This window comes from Pseudomonas sp. MF6751, from assembly GCF_016613265.1.
Lineage (GTDB): Bacteria > Pseudomonadota > Gammaproteobacteria > Pseudomonadales > Pseudomonadaceae > Aquipseudomonas > Aquipseudomonas fluorescens_BV.
Genome location: NZ_JAENSV010000028.1, coordinates 33,361 through 54,230, shown reverse-complemented (window position 1 = coordinate 54,230; position 20,870 = coordinate 33,361). Strand labels below are relative to the sequence as shown.

The window sequence follows — 20,870 nt, the reverse complement described above, 5'->3', positions numbered from 1 at the left end:
GCGCCTTCCTTCACTTTTTCAGGCTGCGCCATGATCAACATCGAAACCCCCACGTACTACACCGCCACCAAGAAATACAACCTCAGCTTCCCCACCCTGGAACAGGATATCGAGGCAGACGTCGTGGTCATCGGCGGCGGCTTTTCCGGGATCAACACGGCCCTTGAGCTGGCGGAAAAAGGCATCACCAACATTGTGGTGCTTGAAGCGCGCTACCTGGGCTTTGGCGGCACGGGCCGCAACGGTGGGCAGATCATGGCAGGCATCGGCCATGACCTGGAGAAGATCAAGAAGGACGTGGGCGAAGACGGCCTGCGCCAAGTGTTCGAGATCAGCGACCTGGGCGCCGACATCATCAAGAACCGCATCGCCAAGTACAACATCGACGCGGACTTTTGCCACGGCTACGGCTACATGGGCTTCAACGCCCGCCAGGAAAAAACCCTGCGCGCCTGGGAGAAGGACTTCAAGTCGATCAACAGCCAGCACGAAATCCGCTTTCTCGGCGGCTCCGACGTGCAGCAGATCATCGGCTCCACCGCCTACACCAGCGCCCTGCTGCACATGGGCGGCGGGCATGTGCATTCGCTGAACCTGCTGCTGGGCGAAGCCACCGCACTGGCCAGCCATGGCGTGAAGATCTTCGAGAACAGCCCGGCCCTGGACGTCAGCTACGGCGAGCGCATCACCGTGCGCACCGGGCGCGGTTCGGTACGCGCCAGCAAGTTGCTGTGGGCCTGTGACAGCTTTCTCAACAAGCTGGAGCCAGAACTGCACCGCTCGACCATCAACACCTATGCGTTCCAGATGATGACCGAGCCGTTGTCCGAGGAGTTGATCCAGCGCATCAGCCCGATCCGTGGGGCCTACAGCGATATCCGCCCGGTGATCGACTACTACCGCGTGACTAACGAAAATCGCCTGCTGTTCGGCGCCGCAACGCCTTTGGTGGAGCATATTCCCGGCGACCTGAAAGCCTGGAACCGCCACCTGATGCTGAAGATTTTCCCCTACCTCAAGGACGTGAAAATCGACCTGGCCTGGGGCGGCCCAATGGCGTGCAGCCCGAACCTGTTCCCGCAGGTGGGCACCTTGCCGGGGCGCAGCAACGCGTTTTTCGTGCAGGGCTATTCCGGCTTCGGCGTCACCCCCAGCCACATCATCTGCAAGGTGCTGCCGAAGGCATGAGCGAAGGCTCGGCGCGCTATGACCTGGTCAGCTCGATTCACCGCCCCACCATCATCGGCAAGGACGCGATTCGCCCGCTGCTGCTGACGGCGGGCAAATCCTGGCACCAACTTTCCGGCTACTGGAACGGTCGCCGCTAACCCCCTGTAGGAGCGGGCTTGCCCGCGAAAAACTTCAACGATAACGCGTGCTTCCTGAATGAACGCGGCGCCTGTGAGTTTTTCGCGAGCAAGCTCGTTCCTACAAAAATCTCGTACTTATCGGAGCATCTGCCATGACACTTACCACCCTCAAACACAACGTCCAGCTGTCGGAACTCGATGCCTGGGGCACCGTGGCCGACCTCGGCTCGCAAATCCTTGAAGGCGACGTCCGCGCCTTCGGCAAGATGACCTTTGGCGCGCCCACCGATGCGGTCAGCAGTGCGTACTTCGGCACGACCCAGGGCAAGTTCCGCATGGTCTACCCTTTCGCCGAGCAAGCCACGGTGGTCACCGGCGAAGTGGTGCTGACCGACGAGTCCACCGGCCAATCCACCCGCTACAAGGCCGGTGACAGCTGGTTCGTGACCAAGGGCACGCCGGTGCTGTGGGAAGTGGTCAGCGAGAGTTTCGTCAAACACTACTTCGCCGTCGTGTAAGGGAGGCGTTGCCATGTCGAATTCATCTGACTGGATCACCGTGGGCGCCCTGGCTGAGGGGTTTGCACCCGAGGCGTTCATCCTGCCGAACCTGGCCGACCTGGCGGGCCAGACCTTCACCCTGCACTTTGCCAATGGCTGGCGGATCGAACATCGCTTCGAGCAGGAGCGCCTGGCCTGGCACGCTGCCGACGGTCACTCCAGCGGCAGCGCCGCCTACCGCGCCAGCTCGATTCGCCCGGGCCTGTACCTGGTGGACTTTATCAAGCACGAGGCGGGGCAAAGCTGGTCGATCAGCCTGGTGCTGGACACGCCAACGGCCTCCTTTACCGCGGTGATTGGCCGTATGCCAGAACCGGCACAGACCCACGAAGGCCTTTACCACCGCGCCCTGGCCGGCAAACCGTTGACCTCGGTACAGGTTGACTTCCTCCATGGCAGCCTCGACCGGCCGTGGCAGGAAGGCCACTGCCTGCACGCCCCCACCGACGAGTTGGTCGGCCTGCGCAACCACTACCGCTACAGCCCCAGCGAGGTCTACGAACACATCTACCTCAACCCTCGGTTCTACGCCTGGCAATGCCTTGAGGGCGTGGAAAAAGGCTTGTGCGACACCGACCGCTGCCATTACTACAAGATCGCCGAACAGCTGTACCTGTTCGTCTGGCAGGAGAAGATTGTGCCGACCCTCGGCCTGGTGCTGATCGACCTGCAACAGCACCGCAGCGACGGCAAGATCTTCGGCTATGCCGGGGCGTCCTTCGACGCGCTGTCGAACTTCCCGATCAGTTCCTATTGCCAGGTGCTCAACCGCACGGAGTACCCCCGTGACTGAGCCGCGCACGGTGGTGATCACCGGGGCCGGCACCGGCATCGGCGCTGCCTGCGCACGCTTGTACGCACAGGAAGGCGCGCATCTGGTGCTGATCGGTCGGCGTCGTGAGCCACTGGAACAGGTGGCACAGGACACCGGCGGGCTGATCCTGGTGGGCGATGCCGCCTGCCCGGACACCTGGGACGGCTTCATCCAACAAATCCGCAGCCACTTCGGGCGCCTCGATGTGCTGCTGGCCTGTGCCGGTGGTCACGGGCTGGGCAGTGCGACCCAGACCAGCCCGGCCACCTGGGAAGGCGCGCTGCGCAGCAACCTCGACAGTGCGTTCTACAGCGCTCGCGCCTGCCTGCCGCTGTTGCAGGAAAGCGCCGGGAACATGGTGCTGATTGGCTCCATCGCTTCATTGGCGGCAGGCCCCGAGGTGTGTGGCTACACCACCGCCAAGCATGCGCTGCTCGGGCTCAATCGCTCGCTGGCCCGTGATTATGGGCCCCATGGCGTGCGGGTGAACGCGGTGTGCCCAGGCTGGGTGCACACGCCGATGGCCGACGCGGAGATGCAGCCGTTGATGGAGGCGTACGGCGAAACCTTGCAGCAGGCCTATACGCGTGTGTGTGCCGATGTACCGCTGCGGCGCGCCGCCCGTGCCGACGAGATCGCCAAGGTGTGCCGCTTCCTGGCCAGCGACGACGCCTCGATCATTACCGGCGCCACGTTGGTGGCGGACGGTGGCTCCAGCATCGTCGACGTGCCGACGCTGGCGTTTACGCGCCTGGAGCCTGCCCATGACGAATGACCTGGATTTCAGCGGCCAGGTCGTGCTGGTCACCGGCGGCGCCCAGGGCATTGGCCTGGGCATCGTCCAGGCCTTTGCCCAACGCGGTGCGCGGGTGGTGATTGCCGACCGTAGGGTTGAACAGGCTGAAGCCCTGGCTGCCGGGTTATGCGCGCAAGGGCATCACGTTGAAGCCGTTGGCGTTGACCTGGCGAATGCCGAAGCGGTGTTCGCCTGCGTCCAAGGCTTGGCGCAACTGGATGTGCTGGTGCACAACGCCGGGTACTTTCCGCTGACCGCCTTTGCCGACATCACCCCAACGATCCTGGAGCGCACCCTGGCGGTGAACCTGTCGGCGCTGTTCTGGCTGACCCAGGCGGCGTTGCCGATGTTTCGCGAACAAGGCCGGGGCTGCGTGCTGGTGACGTCTTCGGTCACCGGCAACCGGGTCGGTTATCCGGGGCTGAGCCACTATGCGGCGTCCAAGGCCGGGGTGAATGGGTTTATCCGCAATGCCGCGCTGGAGCTGGCGCCGTTGAATGTGCGGGTCAACGGCGTGGAGCCCGGCATGATCGCCACCCCGGCGATGGATAACCTGGGCGATGCGGCCGTGAACGACAGCATCGCCCGCCGTGTGCCGCTGGGGCGCCTGGGCGCGGCGGCGGATATTGCCGGGGCGATGGTGTTTCTGGCCTCTGACCTGGCGGGCTATATCACCGGGCAGACGCTGGTGGTGGATGGTGGCGCGACGCTGCCCGAAATCTGAAACCGGAACTGAGTGTGAGGCTTGTCACAATGCCAGTCAGCTAAGCGCAATCCCCTGTGGGAGCTGGCTTGCCTGCTCCCACATTGGATCTCATGCAGCTTGAAGGACCTGTTTATGCCCCCACCGCCTGCAACCGGCTGGAACGAAAATCCTTGGGCGATACCTCGAACTGCTTCTTGAACGAGCGGCTGAAATGCGCCGAGTCGGTAAAGCCCCATTTGTACGCAATCGAGGTGATCGACTCACTGCGCAGGAAGGGGTTGGTCAAGTCGTCTGCGCTGCGCTTGAGCCGTGCGCGCTGGATGTAGCGGCAGACGCTGTCGTCCTGTTCCTCGAACAAGCGGTACAGGTGCCGTACCGAGATATTCAGGCGGTTGGCCAAGCCAATCGGGCTCAGGCCAGGCTGGCCCAGCGACTCATCAATGACCTTTTGCACGTAGCTGCGCAGGTTATTGCCCTGCAACGAGGCGACGCCTTCACAGCGCTCATCGCCCTGCTCCAGCGCCGAGCCCAGCAGCGACACAAAGGCCGCCTGCAGTGCGTCCACTTGCGTGGCATCGTCGTCAGTGTCGTCCTTGCACAGTTGATCCATCAGCACATGCAACATGCGCCCGCAGGCTTTGGTCGAGGATATCTTGCCGAACGCCCGCGTCTGACCACCCAGATGCTTGCACACTTCGGTACGCGACAAAGACAGCGAAGCATGTTCGATCAAACCAAAGGGCGTGATTTCGATGGAGCCCACCGAATCCATCAACAGCATTTCGCCGGGGGCCAGTTGCACCGTCTGGTCGTTCTGGGTGATTTGCGAGTAGCCGCTGCGTTGGCTGACCAGGAAACATTCCTGGTCGTTGTCATGGTCGGCGTGGTGCGTCGAGCGCTTGATCAGCCCGGCATTGGTGCGCAGGATGGCCAAGCCACGCGGCAGGTTATGGATCTCGCCGATAAACAGCGAACGGTTGAAAGCCAGTTCGGTATCGAAGTGGCCGCACGCGTCGCGCAGTTCGCGGTTCCAGCTGTCGAGCCCGTCGGGTGCATGCTGTGGGATGCTCATTGGGTGTCTCCGCAGTGGCGTTATTCTTGTTGTTCTGGTGCAATAGTTAACATGTTATCTATATGCACGCAACAACAACCTGTTTGCCCTTTGCAGAAGCACTAATGGTGCCAATCAGAGGTCCGACAATACCCGCCGCAACCCGGCCAGTACGGCCAAGAGATACCCGCGTTGCTCGGGGCTCAACGCAATGTAGCGCCGGAACGCCGGCATGCGGTTGACCACCTCGCTGCCGCCCATATGCTCCAGGCGCACGCACCATTGCTGGTCTTGCAGCTCGATGCGCAGGCGCTTGAAATCCAGCGGCATCAACGCGTGGAACAACACGCTGTCAGCCTGCAAACGCGCCTGCAACTCACGGCCCAGTGCCTGGTTGCCAGCGCGGCGCCGCACATGAATACCGCTGCGCCGGATCGCGCCGCCATGGTGCACCTCAAAGCTGCCAGCGCCACCCGCTGCAGCAGGAACCCGCAGGACACATTCGGTCAGCACCAGGTGCATCAACAACTGCGACTCGGTGCGCTCGACAATCTCGAAGGCCACACCGCCCACTTCAAGGCTTGCCAGGCCCAGGTCACGCCGCAGGTGGGCCAGGGTCACCCCCGGCCGATACCCGTTGGGTGCGCGGTCAGCACGAAACAGCTCAAACAGTTTTTGCCGCAAGGTCGCTATAACCCTCATGGGCGTGCCCCGGTTCGTGATTGAATTCCTTGGCCAACACCTCTTCCACACAGGCGGGCTTGAAGGGGTTGACCTTCTGCACCACCAGGGTCCAGAACAGCGCATAGGTGGCCGTCACGCCGAGCATCACGCCAAACGGCACATAAATGTCAGCCGGGTTCATGCCTGGCGGAGTGATAAACCACATGCCCAGCAGGATGCCGATGCTGGAGACGATCTGCGGCAGCGGGAACCACGGCGAACGATAGGCCCGAGGCAAGTCCGGACGGCGAACGCGCAGGATCACCACCGACAGCGTCACCAACAGGTAAGCGAAACTCCACGCGCACACCGCCGCCAGCACCAGGTGCATGATGTTGTCGGTGTTGCCGCCCAGGTACAGCGCATGCAGGCACGGAATCAACATGGCCACCAGGATGCACAACAGCGGCGTCTTGAAACGCGGGTGCAGGTAGGTGAACACCTTGGGCAAGGCGCCATCCACCGCCATGCCGTAGAGGATGCGCGGCACGCCGGCCATCAGGGTATTGATGGTCGCAGCGCCAGCGAACAGAAAGCCGATACCCAGCCACAACGGGCCGATCTGCCCCATTACCTGTTCGGCAAATCGGGGGATGGCCATGGGTGTGTCCAGCAGGTGCACGCCGGACGCGGCGTCGAGCACGACGTTTTCCACCTGGCGCTTCATCGCCGCGCCATAGATGAACATGCACGTCGCCACGCCCATCAGCCCGAGCATCATCGCCCGTGGCATCACCTTGGCCGATTGGCGCAGGTCCGGCGCCAGCGGGGTGACGAACTCGCAACCCACGAACATGAACATCGCCATGCCCACCAGCGACAGCACGGTGACCAGGTCGGTGCCCACCAGCGACTCACCGAACCAGCCCTCCAATTGCACCGCCGGCGCGGCGATCAGGCCCAGTACGCCGAACACCATCAGGGTGGTCCACATGCCGAAGGTCAGGATGATCTCCGCCCGGCCAAATGCGCTGACGCCAAAGGCGTTCAGCACGCCGAACACCAGTACGAAACCGACGCCCAGCAACCACGAGCCGCCGGCCGACTCTGCCAGGGTATTGAGGTGTTCGAAGTTCACCAGGGCCATGACGCCGGCGAGGATGGTTTCGGCGGTGCCGGCGAACACATGCACGATCAGGTAGGCCGACAAGGTCCCGGTGATCGCAAAGAACCGGCCCATGCCGCAGTTGATGTAGTCGTACACCGAACCGGTGGTGGGCAACATCGAGGCGGCCTCGGCAAAGGTTGTCGCCTGGGCCAGCATCATCACCACGGCGATCAGCATCGCCAGGGCAAACGCGCTGCCACCGATGCCAAAACCCATGGTGGCGGTGAGAATCACCGGGCTGGCCATGATCAGGCCGATGGTGCTGGCCAACGCAGTGGGAAAACCTACCGTGCCCCGGTTGAGGTGTGCGGTGAGTCGGTCGTTGATCGACATGGAGGGGTCCTCGAAGCGGTTTTTTTTAATGTGTCGGCACTCTGCGCCCCACTCCCGTTGATCGTCTTGCCCCTGTCTGCCGCCGGTTTTGTTGCTGCCTGCCAAGGCCTGCTGCCTGGCGGGCAGAGTCAATTGCCTGGCACGCAGGGAAAAGACTTGGCCTCACACCGCTCGCCCTAATGCGCCCTCACTCTTAACCAAGATGGGGGCAATAACAATGGAGCACACACTGAAAAACCGCTGCCTGCGCCAGACGGTCGGCCTGGGCGTGGCACTGTTGGTGGGCCAGGCGCAGGCCATCGAGTTGTATGCGGACGCCGACACCCAGGTCACCGGCAACTTCCTCGCCGTGTACGGTATGTTCAACAGCCCGAAGAACTACGATGGGCGCAGCGGCGGCTCCACTTGGCGTGAGGCGTTCATCAAGTACGGTCTGAGCGTCGAACAGCGCCTGGGCAACCTGGGCGGTGTGTATGGCACGGCCAACCTGGTGAGTTCCGGTACCTGGGGCGACGGCGATGCGGCCGGGTTGACCAACGGCACCGAGCGCACCACCAAGTTTGACGAAGCCTTCGCCGGCTGGCGGTCTGGCGAGTTGTTACCGGCGCTGGGCAAGGACGGCCTGGACCTGTCGTTCGGTCGCCAGATCATCATGCTCGGCGACGGTTTTATCCTTAACGACGACGGCCCCAACCTGGGCAATGGCGTCGGCGACGGCGAGTTCAATCGCGGCGGCGCCTACTACATCGCCGCACGCCATGCCTTCGATAAGACGGCGGTGATTCGCCTGGACGGCAAGGACGGTGTGCATGGCAGCCTGATGTGGATCAAGTCCGACAACCGTGCCCAGGCCCTCACTGAAATGGCCGCCGGCACCCTGGAATACAGTGCCGCGCCGGGCACCCTGGGGCTGACCTATATTCACGGCATCGATGTGGATGAGCGCTTCGCCACCGACCTGCAGCGCCAGCGCAAAGGCATGAACCTCTACAGCCTGCGCGGCACCGGCAATGCCGGTATCGACAACGCGCACTTCGCCTTCGAACTGGCGCGCCAAAGCCGTCGCGATGGCCAGGAAAATGCCGGTTACGCCGAAGCCGGCTACACCTTCGCCAACCTGCCGTGGTCACCGGACCTGACCTACCGCTACGCCCGATATTCGAAGAACTGGGACGGCATGTTCTCAGGCTTCAACCGTGGCTACGGCACCTGGGTGCAGGGCGAAGTGGCAGGCAACTATTCCGGCCCCTTCAACAGCAACACCGCCGTGCAGCACGTGGCGCTCAAGGTCAAACCATTGGAGAACGTCACCCTGGGGGCGCTGTTCTTCGACTACAACACCGTCAGTACCCACGGCCAATTGAACCTGGATGGCCGCGAACTGGACCTGTATGCCGAATGGGCCGTCAACGAGCACCTGATCATCACGCCGCTGCTGGGCCTGTACAAACCCGATAAATCAGCCGATACCGGTGGCAATCAGGTCGGCGGCAACGGCACCAATGTCTACAGCCAACTGGTGGTCGCCGTGCCGTTCTAAACTGCTTCGGGCGCGCAGGGAGGCAGCGCCCGGACCTCGGCATAGGCGCCCTGATGATAGAGCAGCGGCGCACGGCCAAAGTCATCAAAGGCCACCACCTTGCCGATCATGATCCAATGGTCGCCGCCGTCCACCTGCTGGTATTTCTCGCAGTGAAAACGCGCCGAGCAATCGGCGAATACCGGCGAGCCACCCTCCCCCGGCTCGTACTCGATCAGGGCGAAGCGGTCTTCACGGGGGCGGGCAAAATTGTTCGACAGGTGCACCTGGTCCGCCGCCAAGACATTCACGGCAAAGTGGCTGGCCTCCTCGAACACGGCATGGCTGTTGGAGCGTTTGTCGATGCTCCACAGCACCAGCGGCGGGTCGAGGGACACCGAGTTGAAACTGTTGGCCGTCACGCCCACCTTGCGCCCGGAGGCGGTGGCGGCGGTGACCACGGTCACGCCAGTGGCAAAATTGCCCAAGGCGCGACGAAAGGCTCGTGGGTCGAATACGTCGGACATGCAAGACTCCCGGGTGGCCTCTATGGGCCGCCCTGATTGTTGTAGGGAAAACGCAGCTACACCATGCTCGGGTCGGGCTCCAGGCCCATCAGCTCACGGCCAAGGATCTGCGCGCACACGTCATAGTCGGTGTAGGCATGCGCGCCCGTCATGTGGGCATCGCGGAACAGGCGCTGCATTTCGTTGTGTTCGAACCAGGCATTGCCACCGGCGGCGGCGAACAGCCGGTCTACCGCTTCGATGCACATCTTGGTGGCGTAGGCCTGGTTGGTGCGCCAGAACGCCAGGGTTTCTCGCGCGGGGTAGCGGTGGGCGGCGCTGTGTTCGGCGTGGTCTTGCCAGGTCTTCTCCAAAAACGCCCGAGCAGCGGCCACCTGGTGGGTGGACTCGGCCAGGCGCATCAGCGCCGGGGTGGCTGCGCCGACGGCAGCACCAGTGTAGGCGCGCACGCGGTTTTTGGTTTTTTCGCGGAACACCTCCAGCATGCGCTCGGCTACGCCGAGGCTGACGGTGGAGAAGCCACTGGCGAAATACGGCCGGTACGGCGCGTAGAAAATCTGGCTGTCAGGGTAGAGACCAAAGCCTGCGGACTTGCCTTCCATCATGTCCTTGGCCTTCTGGATCCGGTGCTCGGGCACCCAGGCGTTGTCGATGATCAGGGTCTTGGTGCCACTGCCTTTCATGCCCGCCGCGAACCAGTCATCGCGGATCTGATAGTCACTGCGCGGCAGCACGGCAAAGCAGTAATCCTGAGTGCCTTCGGCATTCTGGCGACGGCAGCCGACAATCGCCCACTCGCCATGATCACAACCGCTGCTCCAGCCCATCTCACCACTGAAGTACACGCCGCCCTCGCCCTCGGTCACCCGGCCGAACGGCGCAATACTGCTGCTGGCCGTGGCATCCGGGTTGGCGCCCCAGATCTCCTCCTGCAACTGCGCCGAGAACAACGCCAGTTGATGGCTATGGGTACACAACAAACTCATGGCCCAGGCAGTGCTGGCGCAACTGCCGGCGAGCAAGGCGATGCAGTCGGCGAATTCGGGCAGCGACAGTTCCAGGCCACCGAATGCCTTGGGCTGGAAGGCGCGGTGCAGGCCGATGCTTTTGAGCAGCGCGATATTTTCATCCGGCACCTGGCGCAGCTGTTCGGCACGGCTGGCGTTCGCGGCAATGGCAGGCAGAAGAGGCTTGAGGTCTTCGAGGAGCGGGTTTGGCTTTTTCATGGACGGCCCTGCTTATTATTGGAAGTCCGGCAGGCGCTCCGAATCGTGGAACGGCGCGGGATGCAGGGCCAGTATCAAACGGGTCGTGCAGGCGGGAAATGCACGTTCGGCAGGCAAGCTTGTACTTTTCACAAGCACGGCAGGCACAGGCATAAAAGCTGGCAGGCACAGTCAAGCCGCTTATCAGTGCGTTGGTTAACCTCGGGGTTTCTTTGTGAACTGCCAGGAACCTGCCATGAGCGATATTCCGTTGCTGCCTCAAGTGGAAGCCTTTTTGCGTCGCCGCCATGGGCTGTTTATCGACGGTGTCAGCGTGCACAGCCACGCCGATCAAACCCTGAACGTAATCAACCCTGCCAACGGCCAGGTGATCGCCGAAGTGGCCGATGCTGACCTGGCGGATATCGACGCTGCGGTCGCTTCTGCCAACCGTGGTTTTCAGCTGTGGTCCCAGGCTGCGCCCGCCATCCGCGGCAACGTGCTGCTGAAACTGGCCGACCTGCTGGAACACCATCGCGAAGAACTGGCGCAGATCGAAACCTGCCAGTCGGGCAAGATCATCCAGATCTCCCGCGCCTTTGAGGTCGACCAGGCCGCGCACTTCCTGCGCTACTACGCAGGCTGGGCCACCAAGCTCAGCGGCCAGACCCTCACGCCGTCGCTGCCTTCGTTCAATGGCGAGCGCTACACCGCCTTCACCTTGCGCGAACCGGTGGGCGTGGTGGTGGGCATTGTGCCATGGAATTTCTCGACCATGATCGCCATCTGGAAGCTCGCCTCGGCACTGGTGACCGGCTGCAGCATCATCATCAAGCCCAGCGAATTCACGCCGCTGACCCTGCTGCGCATCGCCGAACTGGCCATCGACGCCGGATTGCCGGCGGGGGTGCTCAATGTGCTGACCGGCGGCGGCCAAGTCGGCAAGGGGCTGGTGGAACACCCCGGCACGCACAAGGTGTCCTTCACCGGCTCAGTGCCCACCGGTATTGCAGTAGGCCGCAGTGCCATGGGCGCCGGGCTGACCCGCTCGACCCTGGAACTGGGTGGCAAGAACGCCGCCGGCTTCCTGCGCGACATGGATGTAGACAAAGCGGTGGATGGCATTATCGAAGCGGGCTTCCTGCACTCGGGGCAAATCTGCGCAGCGGCCGAACGTTTCTTCGTGCACCGCTCGCAAATCGACGCCGTGCTGGAAAAACTCAAGGCGCGTCTCAGCCGCCTGACCATCGGCTCGCCCCTGGATGAACACACCGAATTCGGCCCGGTGACCCACCAGCAACACCAACAAAAACTGCTCGGCTACTTCAACCAGGCCCGCGCCGAAAACAACACGATCATCTACGGCGGCCACCTTATCGACCGCCCCGGCTGCTACGTCGAACCCACCGTAATCCTTGCCAACCACCTGCACGACACCCTGCTCAACGAAGAAACCTTCGGCCCCATCGCCACCTTCCTGCCCTACGACGATGAAGACGAACTGCTCGCCATGATGAACCACGGCCCCTTCGGCTTGAGCGCCAGCCTGTGGACCAACGACCTGGGCAAGGCCCTGCGCATGATCCCGGCGATCAAGGCGGGCACGCTGTGGGTGAACATGCATACCTTGCTCGACCCGGCAGTGCCGTTTGGTGGTAGCCGGTCTTCGGGGTTAGGGCGGGAGTTTGGTGGTGCGTTTATTGAGGATTACACCGAGCTTAAATCGGTGATGATTCGGTATTGAATGGCTGTAGGAGCGAGCTTGCTCGCGAAAAACGTCAACGATAACGCGTGCATCCTGAATACATGCGGCGGCTATGGTTTTTTCGCAAGCAAGCTCGCGCCTGCAAAAGCCCTAACTGAACGGAACCACCGCCTCCGCCTCAACCTCGATCAACCACTCAGGCAACGACAACCCACTGACGATAATCCACGAAGACGGCGGCGGGTTGTGCGCGAAGCGCTGGCGCAGCGCCTCGGCAATCGGCTCCTGCTGATCCCGGGCAGATTCGACGATATACAGCCGCAGCATGATCACATGAGACAGATCACCGCCCACCGCGGCCAGCACCTTTTCGACATTGTCCAACGCCGTGGCCGTCTGCTCCGCAATGCCTGGGCCCACCGTGCGCTCTTGAGCATCCACGCCCACCTGCCCGGACAACATGATCCGCCGCCCCTCTGGCACTTCCATGGCCTGGCTGAAACCGTATTGCAGGGAGTTGAATACCGTCGTGGGATTAATGACCTTTCGTTGCATGACCAATCCTTGTTGTCAGTAGGAAAACAAGGCTAACCCAAAGAAACCGCTCAGGATGATGGTTCAACATCCAGCAACATGTTCGTGGGTGAAGCGCTGAACCGTGAGTGCCCGGCGGCCTGATGAAAACGCGCAAACCCTACAGGCAATGACATTCCCTGTAGGAGCCGTCGAGCTTTAGCGAGGCCGCGATGGCGGTGGGTCAGGCAATGAATATTGTTGACCGGGCCGCCGCCATCGCAGCCTCGCTAAAGCTCGACAGCTCCCACATTGGATCAGCTGCGTCTCAGTAGATAGTGATCCATGCTGGAACTTCACTGCTATCATCCAGCCACTACTTATGACATGGAGGTCGCTATGCACCAGGTAACAACTCTCGCTTGCTTACTGGTATGCGGCGCCCTCACCGGCTGCAGCATCACGCAAACCGTCACCCCCGTTCCCTCCTCAACTATTCACTCGCCCGAAATCTGCATGATTCCCGCCGCAGGCCTGCGCGAGGGTTTCAACACCACCTACACAGCTCAACTGCGCAGCAAAGGCTTTCAGACCCGCGAGTTGCCGCCAGGTAGTCCGCCCGCCAATTGCGCGCTATCGACCACTTACATTGGCACATGGAGCTGGGACATGGCGCTGTATATGAGCTTTGCCGATATTCAGGTGTTCGAGAACGGCCGAAGGGTCGGACAGGCGCTGTATGACTCAACCTCAGGCGGCGCCCGTATGGGCAAGTTCATTGATGCACAAAGCAAAATCATCGAGATGACCAATCAGCTGTTTCCCAATGCTGATTACGGCATGACTCGACGTCAGGCTGACCGTCTTCCCTAGAGCGAGCTCATCCACCAGCCTGCGCCACCCTCGAAAATGTGGGAGTTTCACATCTCATTCTGTAGGAGCGAGCTTGCTCGCGAAAAACCCACAGGCACCGCGCTTACTCAGGAAGCCCGCGTTATGGTTGACGTTTTTCGCGAGCAAGCTCGCTCCTACATGGCATTATCGTGCCAGGCTACCAGGTGACCATCGCCAGACTGTGTGGCGAAAACTCCGCGAATTGCCACCGCAACGCCAATGCTGCCGGGCGGCGGACCACATGTTCCACCGTCACCGTCCACAAGCGCTGCGCACCCTCGAACTCAGCCACTTGCGGCCCGTCGAGAATCAAGGTTGTACGCCCCGCCACTTGCAGCACGTCACCCGTCTCAAAATCCACAAACAACAACCCCGCCACCGGGTTGGCGTGCAGGTTGCCGAGGGTGTTGAAGAACAGGTTGCCGGCAAAATCCGGGATAGTCAGTACGTTGCCTTCCACGCGCACAAATCCCGTATTGCCGCCTCGGTGGGAGACGTCCACCGAGCGTTCGCCGTGCTGGTCGATGTAGCTGGCGACGAAGAAGGTGTCGGCGTGGCGGATCAGTGCTTGTGCGGCGTCGTCCAGGCGGCTGCTGCGCTCGGACAGGTTGCCGGGTTTGCGTGCAATGCCAGCGACGGGCCGCAGTTGGATGTATTTGGGGCAATTGCCGAAAGTGTGCACTACGTCCACCGCAAAGCCCTCATCCTCAAGCGATCCGATCTGGCCATTCATGCGATTGCGGCGGCGGGTGTTGAGGTCGATGCCCAGCAGGCCGATCGCCGCGCCATCCGTTATCCCAGCCCAGGCGGGATCGCTTTTGACGGGCAGGCTGTCGATCTGCAGCGTGTGTGGGTCCGGTGAATGCACAAACCCGGGTGCGCCTTCCAGCATCGTTGCCCAGGGGATGCCTTGTTCGTCCACCACACCCGCGATCAAGTACGGCAGCAGCGGATAAAAATCGCGGTGCTGTTCAGGCAAATGATCACGAATGACCTTGGGCCCGATCATGGCCATGCGTTCAGAGACGCCGGCACTTTCCTGCATGTGTCGTTCGCCGACATGCCAAGGGGTTGCTTCAATCGAGTGCATGGCGCTCACCTCCGGTTAGATACGAGCATGCTGCGCCCAGGCCGTAATGGAGAGAATGCCCACCCAGGGCAATCCACTATTACGCCAACTGAAACGCCGGATGCTCGCGCAACGCGCTGACGCAGTAGTCGACAAAGCTGCGCACGCGCATCGACGCATGACGGCCTTCGCGGTAGACCACATGCACCGGCTGCGGCGGCAACTCGAAGGTAGGCAACAGGCGCTGCAACTGGCCGCTCGCCAGGTGTTCGTGCAGTGGGTAACTCAAGGCTCGAATCACGCCCGCCCCCTGCACCGCTGCATTGATCGCGCCTTGGACAGTGGCGCAACGCAGCCGGGCGCGAGCCTTGAGGGTGTAATGCGGGAAATCCCAGTGCACCGGGTCGGCGCTGGCAATCAGATGATGCTGCTTGAGTTCAGCCGGATGCCGGGGTTCGCCCCGGGTCGCCAAGTAAGCGGGGCTGGCACAAACGACAGTGCCCACCTGCCCGACTTGCCGCGCAATCAGCGACGAACTGGGCAATTCGCCGACCAGCACCGCCACATCCAGCCCTTGTACGTGCAGGTTAGGGAAATAGTCGTGGTAGTGCGCGATAACACGCACCGCCGGGTAGCGATCCGCATAACCGGCCAACAGCGGCGCCATGACATAGCGGCTGAACAGCAACGGCAGAAATATCCGCAGGTCGCCCTGGGCCTGCACATGCAAACCGTTGGCCGAGGCCTCGGCCGCGTCCACCGCTGCCAGCAGGCGCACGCAATCGCCAAGGTAAGCCTGGCCTGCATCGGTCAGGTTGACCCCGCGGGTGCTGCGATGCAGCAACACCACGCGCAGGCGTGCCTCCAGGCGCGCAACCGCACGTACCAGCGTCGGGCCGGAAACCTGCGCATGGCGTGCCGCCGACGCCAGGCTGGATTGTCCGGCCAGCGCCGCAAACAGCTGCATATCGCGATAACGCTCCATCAGGCACGCTGCTTGGTCGCGGCGCTAAGGGCCGGGTCCTGCCCGAGGCGATGACTGAGGAAGTCCACAAAAGTATTGACCTTGGCCGGTACTCGGCCGTTTTGCTGGAATACGACGTGGATCGGCAGCGGCGCCGGTTCGAAATCCTCCAGCACCAGCTCCAGCTCACCCGCCGCCACCGCTGCCGCGACTTGATAAGACAGTACCCGCGTCATGCCCCACCCCAGGCGGGCCAGGTTGATCGCGGCATTGTTGGCGGTGACAACCAGGCGTGGCTCGATGGGCACCTTCAGCGGCTGGCCGGCGTCAATGAATGTCCACTCACTGACCAGTTGGCTGGACGATGAGGTGACGAGCTTGGCCTCACGCAACTGCTCGGGCCGCTGGGGCCGCCCGTGCTGGTTGAGATAAGCCGGCGATGCGCACACCACCCGTCGTACTTCGCCGACCTTGATCGCTTGCTGCCCGGATTGCTGCAGGTGGCCGATACGCACCGCCACGTCAACACCTTCGTCGGTCATATTGACCACCCTATCGACCAGCAAGGCGTTGATACTCACCAACGGAAAACGGTCCAGATAATCCCCCAGTACCGGCGCCACATACAGCTCGCCAAACAGTACCGGTGCGGTCACCGTCAACTGGCCGCCCGGGATGGAGTAGCTGCCCGCCGCCGCTTCCTCGGCTTCGTCCAGCTCGGCAAGGATGCGTCGGCAATCGTCCAGGTAACGCTGGCCGGCTTCGGTCAAGTGCAGGCTGCGGGTGGTGCGCGCCAGCAACTGCGTGCCGATGCGTTGTTCCATGGCGGCAATGGCGCGGGTCACGCTGGGCGGCGACGTGTTCAGGCGCCGGGCGGCAGCAGCGAAGCCCTCCTCCTCGGCCACGGCCAGGAACACCTGCATTTCATGAAATCGATCCATCTTTACGCCTTCTGATTATGTGCCCCTGTGGCGAGGGAGCTTGCTGCCGCTGGGGCGCGCAGCGGCCCTGAAACCTGCCAGCGCGGTTTGGCTGAATAAATACGGCAGCCTTGTTGGGGCTGCTGCGCAACCCAGCGGGAGCAAGCTCCCTCGCCACAGGTGTTGGGCTTCAACTCGATTGCAAGCCGACAGCCGTGCGCGGCATGCCGACAAAACCCGGCAGTGCTTCGATGCTGGCGAGCCAGGCGCGTACCTTAGGGTAGTCGGCCAGGGACACATTGCCTTCCGGCGCATGGGCCACGTAGGTGTAGAAGGCGATATCGGCAATGCTGGGCTGCTCACTGGCGAGGAAACGGCTCTGGCTCAGTTGCTGTTCCATCACGCTCAGCAAGGCATGGGCACGGTTGATTGCACTGACAGTGTCCACCTCGGCGCCAAACACCGTGGCCAAGCGCGCCGTGGCAGGCCCGGCATGGAGTGGGCCGGCGGCGGCCGAGAGCCAGCGTTGTACTCGCGCGTGGCCAGTCGGGTCGCTCGGCAACCATTGGCCGCTGCCGTAGGTGCTGGCCAGGTACACCAGGATCGCATTGGAGTCGGCCAGTACCGTGCCGCCGTCATCAATCACCGGCACCTGGCCAAAGCTGTTCAGGGTGGTGAGGAACTCAGGCGTTTTATGCGCACCTTGCTTGAGGTCCACCAGGATAAATTCACTTGCCAGCCCCAGCAGGGACAACATCAGTTCGACCCGGTGGGAATGGCCGGACAGGGGGAAACCATAGAGTTTGATCGCAGGCTGGGTCATGACAGGCTCCAAATGAGTGGGTAACGACGCCAGGGATGTTCTACCACTGCCATGTCTGGCGGAATGACCAGGATTCACAATCCAGCATTTCATCCAGCGAAACAATCTTCATTGACGTCATAGCCAAGCTTGGCGCGAGGATTTCATGAAAAAATTCAAACTATCGCCGCCCCCATCGTTCACACCTTCATGTGCAACGTTAAGTAGGAGGCAACATGCAGTACCGACAACTGGGTCATTCCGGCCTGCTGGTATCGGAAATCATCCTGGGCACCGTGCCCTTTGGCGGTCGCGCAGAGTTTGAAAAATGCGGTGCGGTGGACGTGCCCCTGGCCAAGCGCATGTTCGATATGGCGTTCGACGCCGGGGTGAATATGGTCGACACCGCCGACCTCTATTCCCACGGCCTGGCCGAAGAAGTGGTGGGCAAGGCGCTGGGCGACAAGCGCAACGACATTCTGCTGGCCACCAAGGGCCGCAGCCCGGTAGACGACAACCCCAACAACTCCGGCTCGTCGCGCTACCACTTGATCCGCGCCTGCGAAGCCAGCCTCAAGCGCTTGGGCACCGACCACATCGACTTGTACCAACTGCACAACTGGGACGGCATGACGCCAATCGAAGAGACCCTGGAAGCCCTGCGCCTGTTGGTCGGCTCGGGCAAGATCCGCTACTTCGGCACCAGCAACTTCACCGCCTGGCAGATGATGAAAACCCTGGGCAAGGCTGAACTGCACGGCATGCTCAAGCCGATTACCCAGCAGATCTACTACACCCCGGAATCCCGCGAGGCCGAGTACGAGTTGCTGCCGTTGGCCCTGGACCAGCAGGTTGGCACTTTGGTGTGGGGCCCGATGGGCGAAGGCTTGCTGACCGGCACGACCCGACGCGGGCACAAGCCGCCGGCCAATACCCGCCAGGGCAGCGGTTGGCCGGAACCCTACGTCCACGACCAGGAACGTGCGCTGGACATTATCGAGACCCTCGCCGCCGTCGGTGATGAACACGGCGTCTCGGTCGCCCGCACCTGCCTGGCCTGGCTCAAGGATCGCCCGGGGATCACCTCGCTGATTATCGGCGCCCGTACGGAAGCACACCTGCGCGATAACCTGGCGGCCACCGAGCTGAAACTCACCGAAGAGCAGTCGGCGCGCATCGAAGCCGTCACTCGCCGTCAGCCGTTGTACCCCTACTGGCACCGCTTCACTGCCGGGATTGATCGTTTTGACCCAGCGGAGCAACCCTTCCTGGCCGAGCATCAAAAAACCCTGGATGCGCGCCAGGACAAATAAAACAGCACCCGCCCCAATGCCGATGAATTAAGCGAACGCAATGCTCAAAGCAACGAAGATCCAATGTGGGAGCTGGCTTGCCTGAGTGGCATTGGGGCAATGCCCACATTTTCAGGGTTGCACCGAACGGCAATGCTGCCTATATTTCCCGTCTGGCGCTCTCTACGCCACCTTCCGCGGAAAGGGCTGCGCCCAAGACATCCCAGCTCCACCTCATTTCTACGACTCCCAACCTTGAAGCGGAAAAGGTTTGTGCAAGGAGCTCGTATGTCGCAACGCCCTTTAGCCTCCACTACCCATGGCCGCCTCAACCTTGAGCAGCAGCGCAAGCGCGCCAAGGAATTGTTGTCGCAGCTGAAAAGCCTAGACCCCAGCGCAACCTTGTCCCAGGCTCAATGGCAGGTAGCCAAACAGCTGGGCTTCGCCAGTTGGCCCAAGCTCAAGGCCCACGTCGACGCCCTCGACTTTGCCGCCCGCCACCCTGGTTTCGATGCCAGCGATGAATCCCGCACCACCCATTGGCGGTGTGGTAACGATATTGCCCACAGCCTGCAACTGGCCGGGTTCAAGGGACAGTTCCGGATGCTCACTGACCCGTTGTGCATGGGGCCAGTGCGTGAACTACCCAGCGAAGCGTTCCGAGCGATGCGCAGTACCTTTATCAGTCAGGCCTTTGCCCTTGACTCCACTGAAGTTGCGCATCGCATCAACGATGAATACAACCAACTACAAGCCTTGAACAACGCCGATCACAGTGTGCTGTGGTGCGAGGCGGACGCCTACGATCAATTGTTCCTGGTCCGCGCCCTGGCTGACCTTGAGCGGGCGCCGCGCAAGCTGGAGCTGATTGAGGCAGACCGAATTCCCGGCGTCGAGCGATTTATCGGCATAGGCCAATTGGCCCCCGATGTGCTGGCCTGGCTCTGGCCGCAGCGGCGCTTGATCGACGACGACGCAGTGCAGTTGGCCAAACGGGCCTGGTCGGCTTACTGCGGCAGCTCACCGCTCAAGCTCGCGGAACTGGCCCATGGCAATCACCCTGCCCTGCCCTTTCTGGCGCCGGCGTTACAGCGTCAGTTACAGGAGTTGCCGGGTCTCGAGGATGGGTTGTCACTGACTGAACGTTTGTCCTTGCAATATATTACTGAGGCCGGGCCTGTGCCTTTCGGTCGGGTGTTTGCCGAGTTGATGGCCAAGCGCGAGCCACTGCCTTTCCTGGGCGATATGATGTTTCACGCGCTGCTGCGCCCATTGATTGATGGGACGGCGCCGCTGCTGATCGAGACCGAAACGAACATGGAGTGGCCGCGCCGCGTATTGGCGCTGACGCCACTGGCGCAGCAGGTACTGGACGGCAATGCCTGCTGGCTGGACCACGCCAGCCATGAGCGCTGGGTCGGTGGTGTGTGCCTGCGGCCACGGCAACCTCATTGGGCACTGGGCCATGATGATCTGCCCGTCTGGCGTGACTGATGCTGCACGATACGATCAGCGCTTGGGAAACAACCCGACGGCACATGCCACCACCGTCGGGTCACCTTGGTAGACCGCCCGCGGGCTAATCGAAGGCTGGGACGCTCGGCCGTCCACGGCGTGCAGCATGGGCCACTCAGCGATCGGAAAACTGTGTGACGGATCGACAATTTCCATGCAGCGACGCAGGGAGGTGAAGTCGGGCGACTGTGACAATGACAGGTGCAGGGTCTGGCTAACCGAGACCGACACCACAGAGCGCTGCGCACATTGCCCGTCATAGATCAGCGTGTGGCGGATCAACGGGTTGTCATGGCAGTACTTGAGCAGGTTGACCTGCCGTGAGTGCACCAGCGCAGTGTTGATGATCAGCAGGTCAAACGCCACAACGCCCGAGCGTGTCAGTGCCTGCAACTCGTCGAACGAACTCAACGGGGCGATGCGGTGATAGCCCAGCTGGTTGAGCATTTTCTCGATCTTGATCCGTTGCAAAAGCTCTGCATCGGCAATCAGAAGGCGTAACGCTTTATTGGACATAGGGTAAACCTGACAGTTGGGCATCCGC

The 20,870-nt window shown here is 62.0% G+C and carries 19 protein-coding genes and 2 pseudogenes; 10 read left to right on the top strand and 11 right to left on the bottom strand.

The window, feature by feature from the left end; translation table 11 throughout:
• Positions 1-30 precede the first annotated feature (30 nt).
• The 5 genes and pseudogenes from JJD66_RS20225 to JJD66_RS20205 all read left to right on the top strand — a co-directional run bounded on the left by JJD66_RS20225 (position 31) and on the right by JJD66_RS20205 (position 4,204).
• Positions 31-1,328: pseudogene (locus JJD66_RS20225) on the top strand (NAD(P)/FAD-dependent oxidoreductase).
• 134 nt (positions 1,329-1,462) lie between these two features.
• Positions 1,463-1,828, top strand: a complete 366-nt coding sequence (locus tag JJD66_RS20220; RefSeq protein WP_186560905.1) for a cupin domain-containing protein — start codon at positions 1,463-1,465, stop codon at positions 1,826-1,828.
• 13 nt (positions 1,829-1,841) lie between these two features.
• Entirely contained in the window at positions 1,842-2,663 is an 822-nt protein-coding gene (locus tag JJD66_RS20215) for a molybdenum cofactor biosynthesis F family protein (RefSeq protein ID WP_200648867.1), read from the top strand.
• Positions 2,656-3,459 carry an SDR family NAD(P)-dependent oxidoreductase gene (locus JJD66_RS20210; RefSeq protein ID WP_200648866.1) on the top strand — a complete coding sequence of 268 codons (804 nt, stop codon included), beginning with the start codon at positions 2,656-2,658 and terminating at the stop codon, positions 3,457-3,459. The genes JJD66_RS20215 and JJD66_RS20210 overlap by 8 nt, the downstream gene beginning before the upstream one ends.
• A complete protein-coding gene (locus JJD66_RS20205) occupies positions 3,449-4,204 on the top strand; it encodes an SDR family oxidoreductase (RefSeq protein ID WP_200648865.1) in 756 nt (251 codons plus the stop codon). The genes JJD66_RS20210 and JJD66_RS20205 overlap by 11 nt, the downstream gene beginning before the upstream one ends.
• 112 nt (positions 4,205-4,316) lie before the next feature.
• Here the strand turns inward: JJD66_RS20205 and feaR are convergent, their stop codons facing one another.
• From feaR to JJD66_RS20190, 3 genes are all read right to left on the bottom strand, one after another.
• Positions 4,317-5,258: a transcriptional regulator FeaR gene (feaR, locus tag JJD66_RS20200; RefSeq protein ID WP_198716050.1), complete on the bottom strand. Its 942-nt coding sequence runs from the start codon at positions 5,256-5,258 to the stop codon at positions 4,317-4,319.
• Positions 5,259-5,372: 114 nt separating this feature from the next.
• On the bottom strand, positions 5,373-5,939 hold the full coding sequence (locus tag JJD66_RS20195) for a DUF3156 family protein (protein ID WP_200648864.1): 567 nt from the start codon (positions 5,937-5,939) through the stop codon (positions 5,373-5,375).
• Positions 5,902-7,401, bottom strand: a complete 1,500-nt coding sequence (locus JJD66_RS20190; protein ID WP_198716052.1) for an APC family permease — start codon at positions 7,399-7,401, stop codon at positions 5,902-5,904. Before JJD66_RS20190 ends, JJD66_RS20195 begins: the two co-directional genes overlap by 38 nt.
• 217 nt (positions 7,402-7,618) lie before the next feature.
• Here JJD66_RS20190 and JJD66_RS20185 point away from each other — a divergent pair, with 217 nt between their 5' ends.
• Entirely contained in the window at positions 7,619-8,941 is a 1,323-nt protein-coding gene (locus JJD66_RS20185; protein WP_200648863.1) for a hypothetical protein, read from the top strand.
• Between the two features lie 32 nt (positions 8,942-8,973).
• Here JJD66_RS20185 and JJD66_RS20180 read toward each other — a convergent pair.
• Positions 8,974-9,447: pseudogene (locus JJD66_RS20180) on the bottom strand (flavin reductase family protein); the annotation flags it as partial.
• 56 nt (positions 9,448-9,503) lie between these two features.
• Positions 9,504-10,673: a p-hydroxyphenylacetate 3-hydroxylase oxygenase component gene (locus JJD66_RS20175; protein ID WP_032901980.1), complete on the bottom strand. Its 1,170-nt coding sequence runs from the start codon at positions 10,671-10,673 to the stop codon at positions 9,504-9,506.
• 235 nt (positions 10,674-10,908) lie between these two features.
• On the opposite strand from JJD66_RS20175, the gene JJD66_RS20170 reads away from it, so the two are divergent.
• A complete protein-coding gene (locus tag JJD66_RS20170) occupies positions 10,909-12,396 on the top strand; it encodes an aldehyde dehydrogenase family protein (RefSeq protein ID WP_200648862.1) in 1,488 nt (495 codons plus the stop codon).
• 111 nt (positions 12,397-12,507) lie between these two features.
• On the opposite strand, the gene JJD66_RS20165 is transcribed toward JJD66_RS20170, so the two are convergent.
• The gene (locus JJD66_RS20165) at positions 12,508-12,912 is read right to left on the bottom strand and encodes a RidA family protein (RefSeq protein ID WP_060763682.1); all 405 of its coding nucleotides are present in this window, start codon (positions 12,910-12,912) and stop codon (positions 12,508-12,510) included.
• A 357-nt stretch (positions 12,913-13,269) separates the two neighbouring features.
• Between JJD66_RS20165 and JJD66_RS20160 the strand changes: the two genes are divergently transcribed.
• Positions 13,270-13,743 carry an Sbal_3080 family lipoprotein gene (locus JJD66_RS20160; protein WP_198716056.1) on the top strand — a complete coding sequence of 158 codons (474 nt, stop codon included), beginning with the start codon at positions 13,270-13,272 and terminating at the stop codon, positions 13,741-13,743.
• A gap of 178 nt (positions 13,744-13,921) precedes the next feature.
• Here JJD66_RS20160 and JJD66_RS20155 read toward each other — a convergent pair whose 3' ends face one another.
• The 4 genes from JJD66_RS20155 to JJD66_RS20140 all read right to left on the bottom strand — a co-directional run bounded on the left by JJD66_RS20155 (position 13,922) and on the right by JJD66_RS20140 (position 17,540).
• Complete coding sequence (locus JJD66_RS20155; RefSeq protein ID WP_200648861.1) at positions 13,922-14,854, bottom strand: pyridoxamine 5'-phosphate oxidase family protein; 933 nt, start codon at positions 14,852-14,854, stop codon at positions 13,922-13,924.
• A gap of 79 nt (positions 14,855-14,933) precedes the next feature.
• The gene (locus tag JJD66_RS20150) at positions 14,934-15,818 is read right to left on the bottom strand and encodes a LysR family transcriptional regulator (protein WP_200648860.1); all 885 of its coding nucleotides are present in this window, start codon (positions 15,816-15,818) and stop codon (positions 14,934-14,936) included.
• Positions 15,818-16,738, bottom strand: coding sequence for a LysR family transcriptional regulator (locus JJD66_RS20145; RefSeq protein ID WP_200648859.1), 921 nt, complete (start codon positions 16,736-16,738; stop codon positions 15,818-15,820). The genes JJD66_RS20150 and JJD66_RS20145 overlap by 1 nt, the downstream gene beginning before the upstream one ends.
• Before the next feature lie 169 nt (positions 16,739-16,907).
• On the bottom strand, positions 16,908-17,540 hold the full coding sequence (locus tag JJD66_RS20140; RefSeq protein WP_200648858.1) for a glutathione S-transferase family protein: 633 nt from the start codon (positions 17,538-17,540) through the stop codon (positions 16,908-16,910).
• 215 nt (positions 17,541-17,755) lie between these two features.
• Between JJD66_RS20140 and JJD66_RS20135 the strand changes: the two genes are divergently transcribed.
• Positions 17,756-18,832, top strand: coding sequence for an aldo/keto reductase (locus JJD66_RS20135; RefSeq protein WP_054898365.1), 1,077 nt, complete (start codon positions 17,756-17,758; stop codon positions 18,830-18,832).
• Between the two features lie 267 nt (positions 18,833-19,099).
• Entirely contained in the window at positions 19,100-20,305 is a 1,206-nt protein-coding gene (locus JJD66_RS20130; protein WP_200648857.1) for a DUF1835 domain-containing protein, read from the top strand.
• Between the two features lie 15 nt (positions 20,306-20,320).
• On the opposite strand, the gene JJD66_RS20125 is transcribed toward JJD66_RS20130, so the two are convergent.
• A complete protein-coding gene (locus JJD66_RS20125) occupies positions 20,321-20,842 on the bottom strand; it encodes a chemotaxis protein CheY (RefSeq protein WP_200648856.1) in 522 nt (173 codons plus the stop codon).
• Between the last annotated feature and the right edge of the window lie 28 nt (positions 20,843-20,870).

Bases quoted from the DNA above. Each gene is read 5' to 3' on its own strand.
- JJD66_RS20220 (WP_186560905.1), top strand. From the start codon at position 1,463: ATGACACTTACCACCCTCAAACACAACGTCCAGCTGTCGGAACTCGAT.
- JJD66_RS20215 (WP_200648867.1), top strand. From the start codon at position 1,842: ATGTCGAATTCATCTGACTGGATCACCGTGGGCGCCCTGGCTGAGGGG.
- JJD66_RS20205 (WP_200648865.1), top strand. From the start codon at position 3,449: ATGACGAATGACCTGGATTTCAGCGGCCAGGTCGTGCTGGTCACCGGC.
- feaR (WP_198716050.1), bottom strand. From the start codon at position 5,258: ATGAGCATCCCACAGCATGCACCCGACGGGCTCGACAGCTGGAACCGC.
- JJD66_RS20195 (WP_200648864.1), bottom strand. From the start codon at position 5,939: ATGAGGGTTATAGCGACCTTGCGGCAAAAACTGTTTGAGCTGTTTCGT.
- JJD66_RS20190 (WP_198716052.1), bottom strand. From the start codon at position 7,401: ATGTCGATCAACGACCGACTCACCGCACACCTCAACCGGGGCACGGTA.
- JJD66_RS20185 (WP_200648863.1), top strand. From the start codon at position 7,619: ATGGAGCACACACTGAAAAACCGCTGCCTGCGCCAGACGGTCGGCCTG.
- JJD66_RS20175 (WP_032901980.1), bottom strand. From the start codon at position 10,673: ATGAAAAAGCCAAACCCGCTCCTCGAAGACCTCAAGCCTCTTCTGCCT.
- JJD66_RS20170 (WP_200648862.1), top strand. From the start codon at position 10,909: ATGAGCGATATTCCGTTGCTGCCTCAAGTGGAAGCCTTTTTGCGTCGC.
- JJD66_RS20165 (WP_060763682.1), bottom strand. From the start codon at position 12,912: ATGCAACGAAAGGTCATTAATCCCACGACGGTATTCAACTCCCTGCAA.
- JJD66_RS20160 (WP_198716056.1), top strand. From the start codon at position 13,270: ATGCACCAGGTAACAACTCTCGCTTGCTTACTGGTATGCGGCGCCCTC.
- JJD66_RS20155 (WP_200648861.1), bottom strand. From the start codon at position 14,854: ATGCACTCGATTGAAGCAACCCCTTGGCATGTCGGCGAACGACACATG.
- JJD66_RS20150 (WP_200648860.1), bottom strand. From the start codon at position 15,818: ATGGAGCGTTATCGCGATATGCAGCTGTTTGCGGCGCTGGCCGGACAA.
- JJD66_RS20145 (WP_200648859.1), bottom strand. From the start codon at position 16,738: ATGGATCGATTTCATGAAATGCAGGTGTTCCTGGCCGTGGCCGAGGAG.
- JJD66_RS20140 (WP_200648858.1), bottom strand. From the start codon at position 17,540: ATGACCCAGCCTGCGATCAAACTCTATGGTTTCCCCCTGTCCGGCCAT.
- JJD66_RS20135 (WP_054898365.1), top strand. From the start codon at position 17,756: ATGCAGTACCGACAACTGGGTCATTCCGGCCTGCTGGTATCGGAAATC.
- JJD66_RS20130 (WP_200648857.1), top strand. From the start codon at position 19,100: ATGTCGCAACGCCCTTTAGCCTCCACTACCCATGGCCGCCTCAACCTT.
- JJD66_RS20125 (WP_200648856.1), bottom strand. From the start codon at position 20,842: ATGTCCAATAAAGCGTTACGCCTTCTGATTGCCGATGCAGAGCTTTTG.